At 58.7% G+C, this 13,851-nt stretch carries 13 protein-coding genes; 6 read left to right on the top strand and 7 right to left on the bottom strand.

From position 1 onward, the window contains the following. Nucleotides 1-81 precede the first annotated feature (81 nt). The 6 genes from mreC to SIC15_RS13670 are packed head-to-tail and all read left to right on the top strand — an operon-like array spanning nt 82 to nt 8,149. The gene (gene mreC / locus SIC15_RS13695; RefSeq protein WP_412537621.1) at nt 82-915 is read left to right on the top strand and encodes a rod shape-determining protein MreC; all 834 of its coding nucleotides are present in this window, start codon (nt 82-84) and stop codon (nt 913-915) included. After that, nucleotides 915-1,391, top strand: coding sequence for a rod shape-determining protein MreD (gene mreD / locus SIC15_RS13690; protein WP_069183063.1), 477 nt, complete (start codon nt 915-917; stop codon nt 1,389-1,391). The genes mreC and mreD overlap by 1 nt, the downstream gene beginning before the upstream one ends. 2 nt (nt 1,392-1,393) lie before the next feature. After that, nucleotides 1,394-1,999 (top strand): Maf family protein, encoded by a 606-nt coding sequence (locus SIC15_RS13685; RefSeq protein ID WP_069183064.1) that lies wholly within the window; start codon nt 1,394-1,396, stop codon nt 1,997-1,999. Beyond that, the gene (rng, locus tag SIC15_RS13680) at nt 1,996-3,477 is read left to right on the top strand and encodes a ribonuclease G (protein ID WP_136630255.1); all 1,482 of its coding nucleotides are present in this window, start codon (nt 1,996-1,998) and stop codon (nt 3,475-3,477) included. The genes SIC15_RS13685 and rng overlap by 4 nt, the downstream gene beginning before the upstream one ends. Before the next feature lie 40 nt (nt 3,478-3,517). Further along, complete coding sequence (locus tag SIC15_RS13675; RefSeq protein ID WP_412536184.1) at nt 3,518-7,273, top strand: YhdP family protein; 3,756 nt, start codon at nt 3,518-3,520, stop codon at nt 7,271-7,273. A gap of 30 nt (nt 7,274-7,303) precedes the next feature. Then, nucleotides 7,304-8,149, top strand: a complete 846-nt coding sequence (locus tag SIC15_RS13670) for a carbon-nitrogen hydrolase family protein (protein ID WP_412536183.1) — start codon at nt 7,304-7,306, stop codon at nt 8,147-8,149. 43 nt (nt 8,150-8,192) lie between these two features. Here SIC15_RS13670 and yjgA read toward each other — a convergent pair whose 3' ends face one another. The 7 genes from yjgA to SIC15_RS13635 form a co-directional block, all read right to left on the bottom strand. Then, complete coding sequence (yjgA, locus tag SIC15_RS13665) at nt 8,193-8,720, bottom strand: ribosome biogenesis factor YjgA (RefSeq protein ID WP_412536182.1); 528 nt, start codon at nt 8,718-8,720, stop codon at nt 8,193-8,195. A gap of 15 nt (nt 8,721-8,735) precedes the next feature. Continuing rightward, a complete protein-coding gene (gene mgtE / locus SIC15_RS13660; protein WP_412536181.1) occupies nt 8,736-10,097 on the bottom strand; it encodes a magnesium transporter in 1,362 nt (453 codons plus the stop codon). 9 nt (nt 10,098-10,106) lie between these two features. After that, on the bottom strand, nt 10,107-10,376 hold the full coding sequence (locus SIC15_RS13655) for an HPr family phosphocarrier protein (protein ID WP_069183070.1): 270 nt from the start codon (nt 10,374-10,376) through the stop codon (nt 10,107-10,109). Nucleotides 10,377-10,383: 7 nt separating this feature from the next. Next, entirely contained in the window at nt 10,384-11,268 is an 885-nt protein-coding gene (gene rapZ / locus SIC15_RS13650; protein ID WP_209396719.1) for an RNase adapter RapZ, read from the bottom strand. A gap of 28 nt (nt 11,269-11,296) precedes the next feature. Continuing rightward, nucleotides 11,297-11,767 carry a PTS IIA-like nitrogen regulatory protein PtsN gene (gene ptsN, locus SIC15_RS13645; protein ID WP_069183072.1) on the bottom strand — a complete coding sequence of 157 codons (471 nt, stop codon included), beginning with the start codon at nt 11,765-11,767 and terminating at the stop codon, nt 11,297-11,299. Nucleotides 11,768-11,854: 87 nt separating this feature from the next. Then, nucleotides 11,855-12,163, bottom strand: coding sequence for a ribosome hibernation promoting factor (hpf, locus tag SIC15_RS13640; RefSeq protein WP_008170154.1), 309 nt, complete (start codon nt 12,161-12,163; stop codon nt 11,855-11,857). Nucleotides 12,164-12,263: 100 nt separating this feature from the next. Then, nucleotides 12,264-13,784, bottom strand: a complete 1,521-nt coding sequence (locus SIC15_RS13635) for an RNA polymerase factor sigma-54 (protein ID WP_136630269.1) — start codon at nt 13,782-13,784, stop codon at nt 12,264-12,266. Between the last annotated feature and the right edge of the window lie 67 nt (nt 13,785-13,851).

The following is a 13,851-nucleotide window of genomic DNA, read 5'->3' as shown; positions in this document are numbered from 1 at the left end:
GGGCTCGCCATTAAAACCATCTTTGTCCAGGGGCCTGTTCCCGGTTTCAGACTCCTCATTGTTCTTCTCGTATCGGCAGCCCTGGTGGTTGCCGATGCGCGTTTCGACAAGCTCTCAACCGTGCGAAGCACCATCGCCACCGGCCTGGCCCCTGTGTACTGGCTGGGCAACGCCCCTTACGAATTTACCGACTGGGTCGCCGGGCTGTTCGAAAACAAACAGGATCTACAGGAAGAAAACGAAGATCTCCGCGCCCGTTTGCTGATCCTTGAACGTCGCGCCCTGAAATACGCCGCGCTTGCGTCGGAGAACAACGAGCTGCGCCGCCTGATGAACTCTTCCGAAGTTCTGGATGATCGGGTAATTGTCGGTGAGGTTGTCGGCGTTTCCCCGGATCCCTTCTCCCACGAAATCATCATCAACAAGGGCCGTAGCGACGGCTTGTCGCCGGGCCAGGCAATCCTGGATGCCCATGGTCTGATGGGGCAGGTGGTGCAGAGTAGTCAGATCACCTCTCGCGTTCTGCTGGTTTCTGACAGCAGCCACGCGGTGCCCGTGGAGGTAGTGCGCAACGGCCTGCGCGCAATCCTGCTGGGCACCGGTGATACCGATACCCTGGATCTCGTTCATGTGCCGGACACGGCCGATATCCGTGAGGGCGATCTGCTGGTCAGTTCCGGGCTTGGCGGACGTTTTCCGAGGGGGTACCCGGTTGCGGAAGTCAGCCGTATTTCCAAGGAACCGGGCGAACCGTTTGTTTCCATCGAAGCGTCGCCCAAGGCGCAGCTGAACCAGAGCCGTCTTGTACTGGTGGTATTCCCGCCGGAGAATGCCTCTCCGATCGAAGTCGAGGTGGTCGAGGGTGAGGCTGCCGCTAACGCCGAGGATGACGGCAACCAGGGAGGGGAGGACTGATGTTATCCGTAATCAGCTATCCGGTTTTCGCGCTCTCCGTGGTTGTTGCACTGGTGTTCAGTATTTCCCTGTTTCCTGTGGGTTGGTTCGAGTTCCGCCCGGAGTGGCTGGGGCTGGTGGTGTTCTATTGGACATTCCGGGCTCCGGCCCAGTTCGGAATCCTCCTGGCCTGGTGTCTGGGCTTGTTGCTGGATGTGCTCGAAGCCACTCCCCTTGGCGTCAATGCCATGGCCATGGCGCTGATCGCCTTTCTGGTGCTTACCATCCATCAACGTCTGCGCATGTATCCGATGCCCCAGCAGTGCCTGATGGTGTTCCTGTTGCTGGGCATCAACCAGATGCTGGTGCATTTCGTGAAGCAGCTGCTGGGGGCCGATGACGCCGGGTTCAGCTACCTTTGGCCGGCCCTGACCAGTGCCCTGGTGTGGCCGGTATTCTGTATCCTGCTGGACAACATTAACCGCAAACTGGGTTAGCCATGCCATCCATCATTCTTGCTTCGGCTTCGCCGCGCCGGGCGGAGCTGTTGCAGCAAATCGGCCTGAAATTTTCGGTTCGTCCGGCGGACATCGACGAAACAGCGGAAGTCGATGAAACGCCGCAACATTATGTGGAACGTTTAGCCCGGGAGAAGGCGCTGGCTGTGGCCGAATCCGCGCCGCAATGCCTGGTTCTGGGGTCGGACACTTCAGTGGTGCTCGATGGAAGAATCCTTGGTAAGCCCACAGACGCGGCGGATGCCCGGGAAACCCTGGCCCGCCTTTCGGGCGCGACGCACCAGGTGATGACTGCCGTGGCGCTGGCCAACGATGGGCAATGCCAATCCGTTCTGGTCACAACGGAAGTCTGTTTCCGGGATCTCTCCTCCGAAGAGATTGATGCTTACGTGGCCAGCGGCGAACCCATGGACAAGGCCGGAAGTTATGGAATTCAGGGCCTTGGTGGTATTTTTGTTAATGAGCTCCGGGGTAGCTACAGTGCCGTGGTTGGCCTGCCGCTGCAGGAAACCGCCGCGTTGTTGGCTGGTGCCGGTTACCCGGTCTGGAAAAACTGGCCGCGCAGTCTGGAGAGCCAAACATTATGAGTGAAGAGATTCTTATCAACGTCACCCCGGTGGAAACGCGGGTGGCCCTGGTTGAAAACGGCATGCTGCAGGAGGCCTACATAGAGCGCACCAGCAGGAAAGGCATTGTCGGGAACATCTACAAGGGCAAAGTGGTGCGGGTTTTACCGGGCATGGAAGCCGCGTTCGTCGATATTGGTCTGGAACGGGCTGCATTTATCCATGCCTCCGATGTGGTTCCGAGTCAGTCCAATGGCGATGAGCCTGCCGACACCCCCAAGACCGTCCCGGATATCCGCAGCCTGCTCCGGGAGGGCCAGTCCCTGGTGGTTCAGGTTACCAAGGACCCGATTGGTACCAAGGGCGCCCGTCTGACCACCCAGCTTTCAATCCCTTCAAGGTATCTGGTGTTCATGCCCGGCGTCAGTCACGTTGGCATTTCGCAGCGCATTGAGGATGATGCCGAGCGAGCGCGCCTGAAAACCCTCGTCGAGGAGGCGGCAGCGGCAGATCAGGACGTTCAGGGTGGTTATATCATCCGGACGGCTGCAGAAGCGGCCTCGCCTGAGGACCTGATTGGCGATATGGCCTATCTGCACCGGTTGAGCCAGTCCATACACGAGCGAATTGCCCGGGTTCAGGCCCCGGCCGTTGTGTACCAGGATCTGCCGCTGTTTATTCGCACCATCCGTGACCTGATCCGACCGCAGACTGAAAAGGTTCGCATCGACAGCCGCGAGAGCCACCAGAGGGTGATGGAGTTTGTCGAAGAGTTCGTTACGGAATTTGCCGACAAGGTAGAGTACTACCCGGGCGAGCGGCCCATCTTTGATCTCTACTCGGTGGAAGACGAAATCCAGAAAGCCCTGAGCCGAAAGGTCCAGCTCAAGTCCGGCGGTTATGTGATCATCGACCAGACCGAGGCCATGACCACCATCGATATCAACACCGGCGCGTTCGTGGGGCACCGTAACCTGGAAGAGACCATCTTCAAGACCAATCTGGAAGCAGCCCGGGCGATCAGCCGCCAGCTGCGGCTGCGGAACCTGGGCGGTATCATCATCATCGATTTCATCGACATGGAAGATCCCGAGCATCAGCGCCAGGTGCACCGGATGCTGGAAAAGATGTTGGAACGGGATCACGCCAAGACCAAGATTACCGGGGTGTCCGAGCTGGGCCTGGTGGAAATGACCCGCAAGCGCACCACCGAGAGCCTGGGCCAGGTGCTTTGCGAGCCCTGTCCGATCTGTGACGGACGCGGTTTCCTGAAGACCACCGAAACCGTGTGTTATGAAGTTTTCCGGGAAATTCTCCGGGTCAATCGTGCCTACGATGCCGAAAGCTATCTGGTGATGGCCTCCCAGAGCGTGGTGGACCGCCTGCTGGATGAGGAGTCTGACAACGTCGCCGATCTGGAGACTTTCATCAGCAAGACCATTCGGTTCCAGGTGGAGCCGTTCTACAGCCAGGAGCAGTATGATGTGGTTCTGCTCTGAACCCGGGAAACCGCGCCGGTTACCGGGTTAAGGGGCCTGGATGTCCTCCGCTGATCACGAACCGCCGCTTCCGGAGAACCTGCCCGAGAGCCCTCCAGTGCGGCTATTGGCGCGGCTGGCCAGTCTGATCTGGTGGATGCTGTTGGCTCTGCTTGTGCTCCTGGCACTGTACGCCGGGCTTGGGCGCCAGCTAACCCAGAATGTGGACAGCTTTCGCGATGATCTGGCACAGGAGTTGTCCAATCGACTGGGCCATGATGTCAGCATCGGCGGTCTTTCCTCCCAGTGGTACTGGCTGGATCCTGCATTCACCGCTCGGGACATTCAGATCAGTCACCCTGATACCGGCGTCGTTGTAGCGAATCTCCAGCATCTGAACATCCGTTTTGATGCGCTCGCCTCGCTGACCCGCCTGAGGATCGTCTTTGAGGACTTCCAGGCAGACGGTCTTGAGCTGACCGTCAACCAGGAACGGGGTGGTGACGTCGCTGTGAGGGGGGCGGACATACCGGAACCAGTGAGCAACCAGTTGCAGGAGTGGCTGGAGCTTGCCGGCAACTGGCTGTCCGATCCCTATGTGAAAATCACCCGGGTCAATTTGGGCATCCGGGATAATCAGGGCAATCTTCGTCACCTGGACATTCCCCAACTGGACCTTGATTATCGCCGTGGCTTGTTCCATGCCTCTGGCCGCGCCATGCAGTCCGGTACCACCCAGCAGTTGGCCAGCTTTGCTTTGGTAGGTCGTCACTTTTTTCGGGGCGATTTTACCGGTCAGCTGTACCTTGATGTGGATTCCGGTCGGCTGTTCGATGGGCTGATCGACGAATACCAGTGGCGGACGCTTCGGGTGGAAGGGTTCGATCTTGGCGGCGAGGCCTGGCTCACGTTCCGCAACGGCCTGCTGCAACAGGTGACCGGAACCGTTCGAACACCCTACCTGCAACTGGGTGTCGGGTACGAATCCCTGGCGCCCCTGGAGGATATCCAGGCCAGATTCGGCTGGCGTCGCCACGATAGCGTGATGACCGATGAAACCCTGGTCGAAACCGGCGCCTTCGCACTCGGGGAGTGGCACCTGAAGCAGCTCCAGTGGACCTGGGATGGTGACGTGGTTTCCCCCTTCAGCCTGCGGCTGGCACCGTCGGAGGGCGGCATGTCCGTGATCGCCGATGCCCTGCCACTTGCGCCCACCCGCCGCCTTGCGGCCAGGCTGCCGATACTCCCTGAACGCGCGCTCAGGGCTCTGGGAAACTATCGTCCGGGCGGTTTCCTTGATCAACTGAAAATCTTCTTCCCCGACGGCGCACCGGAGAATTTCGAGCTCTCGGGACGTTTACGCGAGGTCAGCGTGAGGGCCCACGGTGGCGCACCCGGCATCACCTCCGCGAACGGTGAGATCTTTCTCGACAGGCAAAAGGGCTATGTCCGGATTGCGGCGGGAGAGTCTCCGGTTTCGCTCGAGTTTCCCCAGCTTTTCGGTGGTGCCTGGTCCTTCCCGGCCATTGAGGGCGACGTGGCCTGGCAACTGGATGGTGCCATTACCCGGGTCTTTTCAGATGGCGTTCGCATGCGTTACGGCGAAACCACAGAACTCGACGGCGCTTTCGACCTGAGGATGGATCGCGAAGGCGAGGACAACCTTGGTCTCAGGGTTTCGGTGAAAAACGGCAATGCCGGGATGCTGGCAGACTTTGTTCCGGTCAAAGCGGTCAATCAGGGACTGTATGACTGGCTTACCACGGCGATCCTTGAGGCAGATATCAGCTCGGGAACCTTCTTCGGCCATGGCCAGATAGGCTCGGATGCTCCGAAAGGGTCCTTTGTGACGTCCATGATCTATGAGTTTGACCAGGCGTCCGTTCGTTACGATGACGCCTGGCCGGCAGTCACAGGTGCCCGGGGCAATGTCAGGGTTCATAATGGTGATACCCTGGTCCGTCTGGAGGCCGGGCGAACCGGAGGCCTGGATCTGGCTTCCGGAACAGTCCGGGTTATTCCCTCTGATCAAGGTACCCGAATAAAGGTGGATGCCTCGGCTCGGGTGCCGGGTGAGTCGGTTGGTTACTGGATGGAAAACAGCCCGTTGGGTGATATGGCAGGGACGGAGGCCCAAAAACTTCAGTACCGCGGTCAGTATCAGCTGGATCTGGGCATTGATCTGCCGCTGGGCTCGGACCAGCTGCCCGTGGTTGAAGCGAGTATTGCCGTCGAGGAGGGCGCCGTGTCCTATCCGGCAGCCGGGCTAGACTGGCAATCGGTTCGTGGTGCGCTGACCTATCACAGTGAAGATGGATTCTCGGGTGGCCCCCTGGCTGCAGAGTTTTTCGGCGAGCCGGTAACCATTGCCTTCAGCAAGGCCCGCGCCGGCAATGCACTCAGCATTCGCCAGTCCGGCTCTCTCCGGGTACCGGAAGTGTTCGCCAAAGCCGGGCTGTCAACGGACTCCGGCTTTGGTCTGCAGGGTAACGTTGCCTACAGTGCCGAACTGGATGTGGGAGCCCAGTCAACATCCGGAATTCGCGTTCGCTCCAGTCTAGAGGGGCTGTCGGTGGACTGGCCGGAGCCGCTGTCAAAAACAGCGAGTGAGGCCGCACCGCTGCGGGCCACGATCAATCCATCCGCTTCCGGCGGTCTCGGCATTACCGGTGATTGGGAAAACCGGGCTACGTTCGATCTGTTGTGGAAAGAAACCGGGTTTGATCTGCGCCTGGGGCGGCTCTATCTTGGCCCAGAGGTCCTGAGCGACATCGAGATCAATGCGCTCGACCTTGATGACCGCTGGGTGGTCAACACCAGTTCCCGACGCGCCGAAGGCCGGTTGGTGATTCCGACGAGCGGCGAGACAGTGAAGGCTGACTTTCAGGTGCTACGGCTCGTCCGTAGCGAGCCCCCCCGTGAGGAGTCCGAAGAATTATTAACGCTGGAAGAACAGCTGGAAGCCTTCCGGGCGCTGGATATGGGCAGTTGGCCAGATATCGATGTGTCGATCGCTGAACTTCGGCTGAATGAAGAATCCCTGGGGCAGTGGGCCTTCCGGCTTCGCCCTGAGCCTTTCCGGCTACAGGTGAACGACATCGAGGGTCGCCTCAACTCCCTGACCCTGCTGGGAGATATGACCTGGAGCATCGTCGGAGACCGTGAAACCAGCCGGTTCAAAGGCTCGATAACCGGTGGTGCCCTGTCGGACTTGAATGAATTGTTGAATGCCGAAATGCCGGTTACCAACGAGGGCACGAACATCGAGCTGGACCTGGACTGGCCCGGCCGCCCGGATGAGTTCTCCATACCCGAACTCAGCGGTTCCGTAAGCCTGCGACTGGATGAGGGGGTCATCCTTGAACGAAACAACACAGCTCAACTGTTCCGTGTCTTCAATCTGCTGAACTCCGACACACTCTGGCGCCGGCTGAAGCTCGACTTCTCTGATCTGTATGAGCGGGGCGTGGCCTTTGACGCGATCTCGGGGAAGGCGCAAATTATCAACGGATTGCTGACCATGGATCCGGAACTTCAGATTGTGGGCCCATCGGGCGCTTTCAAGCTCAGTGGTACCACCAATATGGCCAGCGAAGATCTGGATATGCGACTTGTAGTTGTGTTACCCCTGACCCAGAACTTACCCCTGGCCGCTTTGCTTATGGGGGCAGGAGCGCCGATTGGCGGCGCTCTGTTTGTACTGGACAAGATTCTGGGCGATCCTCTGAGCAGGCTGACCAGCGCAACCTACAGTGTGACCGGTACATGGGATGAGCCGGAGGTGGATCTGCAGCGGGTCTTCGATACCGGTGAATGAGTTTTCTGTTCGGCAATAGCGGAGGCAGTTATGAGCAAGCGTGTTTCCAACCGGGTTGCGGCCATACAGATGGTCAGCGGCCATGATATCGAGGCCAACCTGGCTGAAGCGCAAAAGCTGTTGAAGGAGGCCGCCGCAGAGGGGGCTTCTGTCGCGGTGCTGCCAGAGAATTTTGCAGTTCTGGCCACGTCTCAGATGATCGATTGTGGCCGTCAGGAAGCCGGCCCTGAGCCCGTAATCAGAGCATTTCTGGCGGAGCAGGCCCGAAAGCTCGGAATCTGGATCGTGGGCGGATCAATGCCTGTGGCCAAGCGACCGGATGGTTCTGAGATCGAAGATCGGGTTCGGGCGACCTGCCTGGTGTTTGACGATCAGGGCAGTGAAGTTGCCCGCTACGACAAGATCCACCTGTTCGACGCCATGGTCGAAGACGCCCATGGCCAGTATCGGGAATCCGACACCTTCGAGCCCGGCGAGCAGGTGGTGACCGTGGACACGCCCGCCGGGAAGCTGGGGCTGGCGATCTGTTACGACCTGCGCTTCCCGGAGCTGTTCCGGCTGTTGCGGGAGCAGAATGTGGACTGGATGTGCCTGCCGAGCGCTTTTACCTGGCAGACGGGTGATGCTCACTGGTATCCGTTGATCCGGGCGCGGGCTATCGAAAACCAGGTATGGGTAGTGGCGCCGGGCCAGGGTGGTCAGAACAGCGAGCGCCGGCGCACCTATGGCCACAGCCTGATCTGTGATCCCTGGGGGCGGGTGGTGACGGAAATGGGTGAAGGCCCGGGACTGGTTGCCGCCGAGCTGGACCTGGATCAGGTGGCCAACCTGCGCACCCGGATGCCAGTGTGGGAGCACCGTCGGCTCAAAGGCTGAAAGCAGGGCAGATGAACCGTCATCTGCCCCTGACTTCACAGGTTCACATCGCCTCAGCGTCGTCGATGCATTCCCGAAGGTACCGGAAGAGTTTTCGGGCCTGGCCGGTGTTCTTTTGCTTCTCTACATCCTTGCGGGCGTTGCGGGCAAGGTTGCGCAGATGCTGCATGTCGGCGCTGGGGCAATAGCTGAAAAATTCCCCAACGACCGAGTCTCCTTCTGCAATCATTCGATCCCTCCAGCGCTCCGCCAGGTGATGCCGGCGGGTGTGTTCCTCGCTGCCAGCATCAAAAGCGTCGATGGCTTTTGAAAGGGCCTCTGGATCGTCTTCCTGGCGAATGACTTTACCGATGTACTGAAGATGCCGGCGTTTTGCCTCGTTCTGGCGGATGCGCCGGGATTCTTCGATGGCGGCACGAAGTGTGTCGCTGATCGGCAGCGTTTCCAGCTGATCATTGCTCAGATCGAGCATCCGCTTGCCAAGATCCTGCAGGGCATTCATCTCCCGTTTCAGCTGGGATTTGCTGGGACCGTCGTATTCCGGCGCGTCGTTGTCTTGGTGATCTTTCATAAATCCGACATCCGTTTAAGCATAGAAAATCGTCGCAAGGCCGAGAAACGCCATAAAACCGACCACGTCCGTAACGGTCGTGAGAATCACGCTGCCTGCCAGGGCCGGGTCGATGTTGCGGGATCTGAGAAACAGTGGCAGGACCGTGCCGACGAGGGCAGCTGCAACCAGATTGATCACCAGCGCGGCAGCGATAATGGCTCCTATCAGCAAATCCTGGAACCAGAGCATGGCGGCGCCGGCAACAACGGCGGCCCACAGCATTCCATTCAGGATGCCCGACAGGAACTCCCGGTTCAGCAACCATTTTACATTGGCACCACTGATTTGCCCGACCGCCATGCCGCGGATGACGAGGGTGAGGGTCTGGCTGCCGGCAATACCGCCCATGCTCGCTACGATGGGCATCAGCACCGCCAGAGCTACGACCTTGGCGATGGTTTCCTCGAATAAACCGATCACCGCCGATGCAATCAGGGCGGTGATCAGGTTGATTCCCAGCCAGACGGCGCGGCGGCGCGATGTCTTCCACACCGGCGCGAAGGTGTCCTCGTCCTCGTCCAGACCGGCCATGCTCATCAGGGAGTGGTCCGCATCCTCCCGGATTACGTCCACCACGTCGTCGATGGTGATGCGGCCCAGAAGCCGGCCTTCCTCGTTCACCACCGGCGCCGAGATCAGATCGTAGCGTTCAAACAATGTCGCTACCTTGGTGTCGGAGAGGCTTACGGGAATCGGCTCGATGTCGGTATCCATCACTTCCCGCACGGTGGAGGCGGGATTCGATACCAGCATCTTGGTAATCGGCAGCATGCCAATGAAATCATCCCGCCGGCTCACCACGATCAGACTGTCGGTCATGGGGGGAAGGTTGCGGTGTCGACGCAGGTAGCGGAGAACAACGTCAATACTGATGTCCGGACGCACCGTGATGGTGTCCGTGTTCATCAGGCCGCCGGCGGTGTCCTCCGGGTAGGAGAGCACTTCCTCAACCCGTTGCCGGTCCTGTTCGTCCATGGTCTCCAGGACTTCCTGGATGACCGTATCCGGCAGCTGCTGCAGCAGGTCCGCCAGGTCGTCGGATTCGAAATCCTCGATGATGTCGGCCAGTTCCTGGGCGTTCAACTGGCTCAGGAAGTAACCCCGGATATCATCGCTGAGATACTGGAGAACCTCGCCCTCCAGCTCTTTGTCTACCAGGTTCCAGAGCAGGGCACGCTGGCGGGGCGGAGAGGATTCGAGCAGATGGGCAATATCACTGGGGCTCAGGCCACCGTTCAGGATGCGGGCAACCTGTTTCAGTGCGCCACTGTCCAGGGCCTCGCTCAGTGAACGAAGGCGCTGGCGGGCCTGGCTTTTTTCCAGAATATCGGTCATGTGTCTATTTTACTCACCTTCGCCGAAATAATCGTTGATCAGTTCGGCCAGGGCCTCTATGGCCTGCTCTTCATCCGGACCATCGGCAATAAGCTCCACATCGGTCCCCTTGCTGGCGGCCAGCATCATCACCTGCATGATGTTTTTTGCGTCCACATCCCGGCCCTTGCCACTGATCCGCACACTGCTGTCGAATCTGGATGCCGTGTTAACGAGTTTGGCCGTGGCGCGCGCGTGCAAACCCAGCTTGTTGATAATGGTAATCGGGCGGCGAATCATGGTTCGATCAGATCTCTTCCCGGGTCTGAAGGTGTGGCAGTTCGGTATGGCGTACCTGCACATTGCTGTAGCGCTGCCGGAAGTAGTCGCCCAACTGCTCGCAAACATACACTGAACGGTGCTGGCCGCCGGTACAGCCAATGGAAATCGTCATATAGCTGCGGTTGCTGTCTGCGAAGGAGGGCAGCCAGGTATCCAGGAAGGCCTTCAGGTCTTCGATCATCTTCCGGCTCGCCGGTTCCTTTTCCAGAAATTCGATAACCGGCTGATCCGTGCCCACGTACTTCCGCAGACTGGTATCCCAGTAAGGGTTGGGCAAACAGCGAACATCGAAAACATAGTCGGAATCCAGCGGTACTCCGTGCTTGAAGCCAAACGACTGGAACAGCAGTGCCAGCTCCTGATCCTTCCGGCCCACGACTCGCTGCTTCACCATATCCCGAAGTTCGTACATCGACATACCGGTGGTGTTCACATACAGGTCGGAAAGCTTGGACAGTGGTTCAAGCAGCTTCTTCTCGCTGGTAATGGCTTCCCTGAGGGAGGTCTTGTCGTCACTCAGCGGGTGTTTTCTGCGGGTAGCGTGGAAACGCTGGAGAAGTGACTGCTCGTCGGCATCAAGGAAGATAATTTCAACGGTAACCCCGGTCTCCTGGAGGCGCCGGTAAATTTCCTCGAAATTGGCGAGCTCGCCGGAAAGGTTGCGCGCATCAATGCTGACCGCCATCTTGCCGAGCCGGCCGGGCTTGGTCTGGCTCGCTGCTTCCCGGGTGAGAGGAAAGAGCAAGCCAATGGGAAGATTGTCGATGCAGTAGAACCCGAGGTCCTCCAGCACATGAAGCGCGGTACTTTTACCCGAACCGGACCTGCCACTGACGATAATCAGCTTCATGACCAAATCACCTCCACTGCAATGAAAATCAGCCGCCTGAGGCGGTCATGCGCTGGTACAGCGTGCCGGCGTCCTCACATTGCCGGAGGCGATCACAGAACGACCGCTCATTGAACTTCTCCGCCAGTTGGCTGAGCAGCTCCAGGTGTTCGCTGGTTGCCTCTTTCGGGACGATCAGGGCAAAAATCAGATCCACCGGCTGATTGTCGATGGCATCGAACTCAACGCTTTCTTCGAGCGTCATCAGAACGCCCACCACGTGATCAAGGCCCTCCAGGCGACAGTGGGGAATGGCGATCCCCTGGCCAATGCCGGTACTGCCCAGGCGCTCACGGGAAATGAGGTTGTTGAAGAGCTGGGTCTCGCTGAGCGTGTTGTCCTGGTGGTTTATTTGCTCGGCAATAAACTCCAGGGCCCGTTTCTTGCTGGACGCAGGTACCCTGCAGAGGGTGAGCTCCGGAACAAGAATAGTGTCTATGGTCAGGGATGTGTCGCTCATGGATCGACTGCGTTTCCGTTAAAAAAAAGGCTGCGACACGTTGTTCATGTCGCAGCTCGATTAGATGACTTGCATGAAAACAGCCAGTTAGCGAGAGCCGTTTCCGTGCATCCGGTCTACATTCTTTTCCTTGTGCTTGAGGATCTGGCGGTCCAGTTTATCGATCAGGGCATCGATGGCTGCGTACATGTCCTCGTTTTCTGCCTTTGCGTGAATCTCACCACCAACCACGTGCAACGTGGCTTCCGCAATCTGGCGCACCTTTTCCACTTCCAGGGTCACCTGGCAGTTACTGATGTGGTCGAAGTGACGCTCGAGCTTTTCGAACTTCTCTGAAACGTAATCTTTCAGTGCGGGAGTCAGTTCTACGTGATGGCCTGAAATATTGAGTTGCATAGGCGTCTCCTGTTGTCATCGTGCCGGCTCCCGGGAGCCGGTCTGGGTGCTGGCGCATTGTGCGCCCGCGAATACGGTGTTGCGCCCCGCATTGGGGTATTCAGACCAGCCGCTTGCGCTCGTTGGACGGCGGAATGTGCATGGCCTCCCGATACTTGGCAACGGTGCGTCGCGCAACCTTGATTCCCTGTTCTCCTAGCATGGCTGCAATTTTACTGTCGCTCAACGGCTTTTTGGGCGTTTCCGCGGCAATCAGCTTCTTGATCATCGCCCGGATGGCCGTGGAGGAGCATTCGCCGCCCTCGTCAGTGCTGACGTGGCTGGAGAAGAAATATTTCAACTCGAAAATGCCCCTTGGGGTATGCATGTATTTCTGGGTGGTTACCCGTGAAATCGTCGATTCATGCATTTCTACCGCCTGGGCGATGTCTGAAAGAATCAGCGGCTTCATGGCTTCCTCGCCGTGATCCAGGAATCCCTGCTGGTGTTCGACAATACGGGTCGCCACTTTCAACAGGGTCTCATTGCGGCTCTGCAGGCTCTTGATAAACCACTTGGCCTCCTGCAACTGATCACGCAGGTAGGTGTTGTCGGCACTGCTGTCCGCACGCCTTATAAGTGAAGCATAGCTGGCATTCACCCGAATGCGCGGGGCAATTTCCGGATTCAGCTCAACACGCCAGCGGCCATTGTGCTTGCGAACGATAACGTCCGGAATGACATAGTCGGGTTCGGCGCGATCAATCACGTCGCCCGGCCGCGGGTTAAGGCCGGTGATCAGCGCCAGAACCTCTCGCAACTGGTCTTCTTTCAGACGGCTGCGCCGCAGCAACTGGGCGTAGTCACGGTTGCCCAGCAGATTGATGTAGTGGGTAATCACCAGTCGCGCCTGGGCCAGCCAGGGCGTCTCGGGTGGTAGCTGGTTGAGCTGGATCAGCAGGCATTCCTGCAGATCCCGGGCAAACACCCCTGGCGGATCAAAGTGCTGGAGGCGGTGCAAGACGGCTTCCACTTCATCCAGTTCCAGAGGGTCTTCCTCGTTCTCATCCAGCAGTCCGGCGTGGATTTCTTCCAGAGGGCTGGTGAGATAGCCGCGCTCATCCACAGCGTCCATCAGGGCATGGGCAATGGCCTGGTCCCGTTCACTCAGCGGGGTCAGATTGAGCTGCCATTCCAAGTGATCCTGAAGTGTTTCGGTGGGCGAGTTGCGGGTCTCGAAATCGTGATCGTTCTCGTCGTCGTTGCGGGCGGCAGGTGCCGGCGCAGACTGGTAGATGTCGTCCCAGGCGGTGTCTACCGGCAGGTCGTCCGGAATGTTGTCCGGAATGTCGTTTTCGGAGGACCAATCCGGGCCATTCTCTGATTCGTCCCAGTCGCTCGAAGGTTCCGGCGCTGACTCGGCCGCGGATTCTTTCTCGCTAGTCTCGCGCTCGTCGTTCTCGGCGGTTGCGTCAGCCTGATCATCGTCCTCGGATGTCTCCAGCATGGGGTTGGATTCCAGTGCCTGCTGGATTTCCTGTTGGAGGTCGAGGGTGGAGAGCTGGAGAAGCCGGATCGCCTGTTGCAGCTGGGGCGTCATGGTCAGGCTCTGACCCAGCTTTAACTGTAAGGAGGCTTTCATAACCATGGTTCAGGATCCGTCACTCATCAGCGCTTTGTGTCATAAGTCGTGAAAAATTCTATATATG

It is taken from the genome of Marinobacter sp. MIT932201, assembly GCF_047123295.1.
Lineage (GTDB): Bacteria > Pseudomonadota > Gammaproteobacteria > Pseudomonadales > Oleiphilaceae > Marinobacter > Marinobacter salsuginis.
The sequence above is the reverse complement of the archived record's forward strand: the minus strand, read 5'-3'. Positions and strand labels throughout refer to the sequence as shown.

Excerpts from the sequence above, each read along its gene's own strand:
- SIC15_RS13675 (WP_412536184.1), top strand. The coding sequence starts at position 3,518 with ATGTCCTCCGCTGATCACGAACCGCCGCTTCCGGAGAACCTGCCCGAG.
- rng (WP_136630255.1), top strand. The coding sequence starts at position 1,996 with ATGAGTGAAGAGATTCTTATCAACGTCACCCCGGTGGAAACGCGGGTG.
- SIC15_RS13670 (WP_412536183.1), top strand. The coding sequence starts at position 7,304 with ATGAGCAAGCGTGTTTCCAACCGGGTTGCGGCCATACAGATGGTCAGC.
- yjgA (WP_412536182.1), bottom strand. The coding sequence starts at position 8,720 with ATGAAAGATCACCAAGACAACGACGCGCCGGAATACGACGGTCCCAGC.
- mgtE (WP_412536181.1), bottom strand. The coding sequence starts at position 10,097 with ATGACCGATATTCTGGAAAAAAGCCAGGCCCGCCAGCGCCTTCGTTCA.
- SIC15_RS13655 (WP_069183070.1), bottom strand. The coding sequence starts at position 10,376 with ATGATTCGCCGCCCGATTACCATTATCAACAAGCTGGGTTTGCACGCG.
- SIC15_RS13635 (WP_136630269.1), bottom strand. The coding sequence starts at position 13,784 with ATGAAAGCCTCCTTACAGTTAAAGCTGGGTCAGAGCCTGACCATGACG.
- ptsN (WP_069183072.1), bottom strand. The coding sequence starts at position 11,767 with ATGAGCGACACATCCCTGACCATAGACACTATTCTTGTTCCGGAGCTC.
- hpf (WP_008170154.1), bottom strand. The coding sequence starts at position 12,163 with ATGCAACTCAATATTTCAGGCCATCACGTAGAACTGACTCCCGCACTG.
- SIC15_RS13685 (WP_069183064.1), top strand. The coding sequence starts at position 1,394 with ATGCCATCCATCATTCTTGCTTCGGCTTCGCCGCGCCGGGCGGAGCTG.
- rapZ (WP_209396719.1), bottom strand. The coding sequence starts at position 11,268 with ATGAAGCTGATTATCGTCAGTGGCAGGTCCGGTTCGGGTAAAAGTACC.
- mreD (WP_069183063.1), top strand. The coding sequence starts at position 915 with ATGTTATCCGTAATCAGCTATCCGGTTTTCGCGCTCTCCGTGGTTGTT.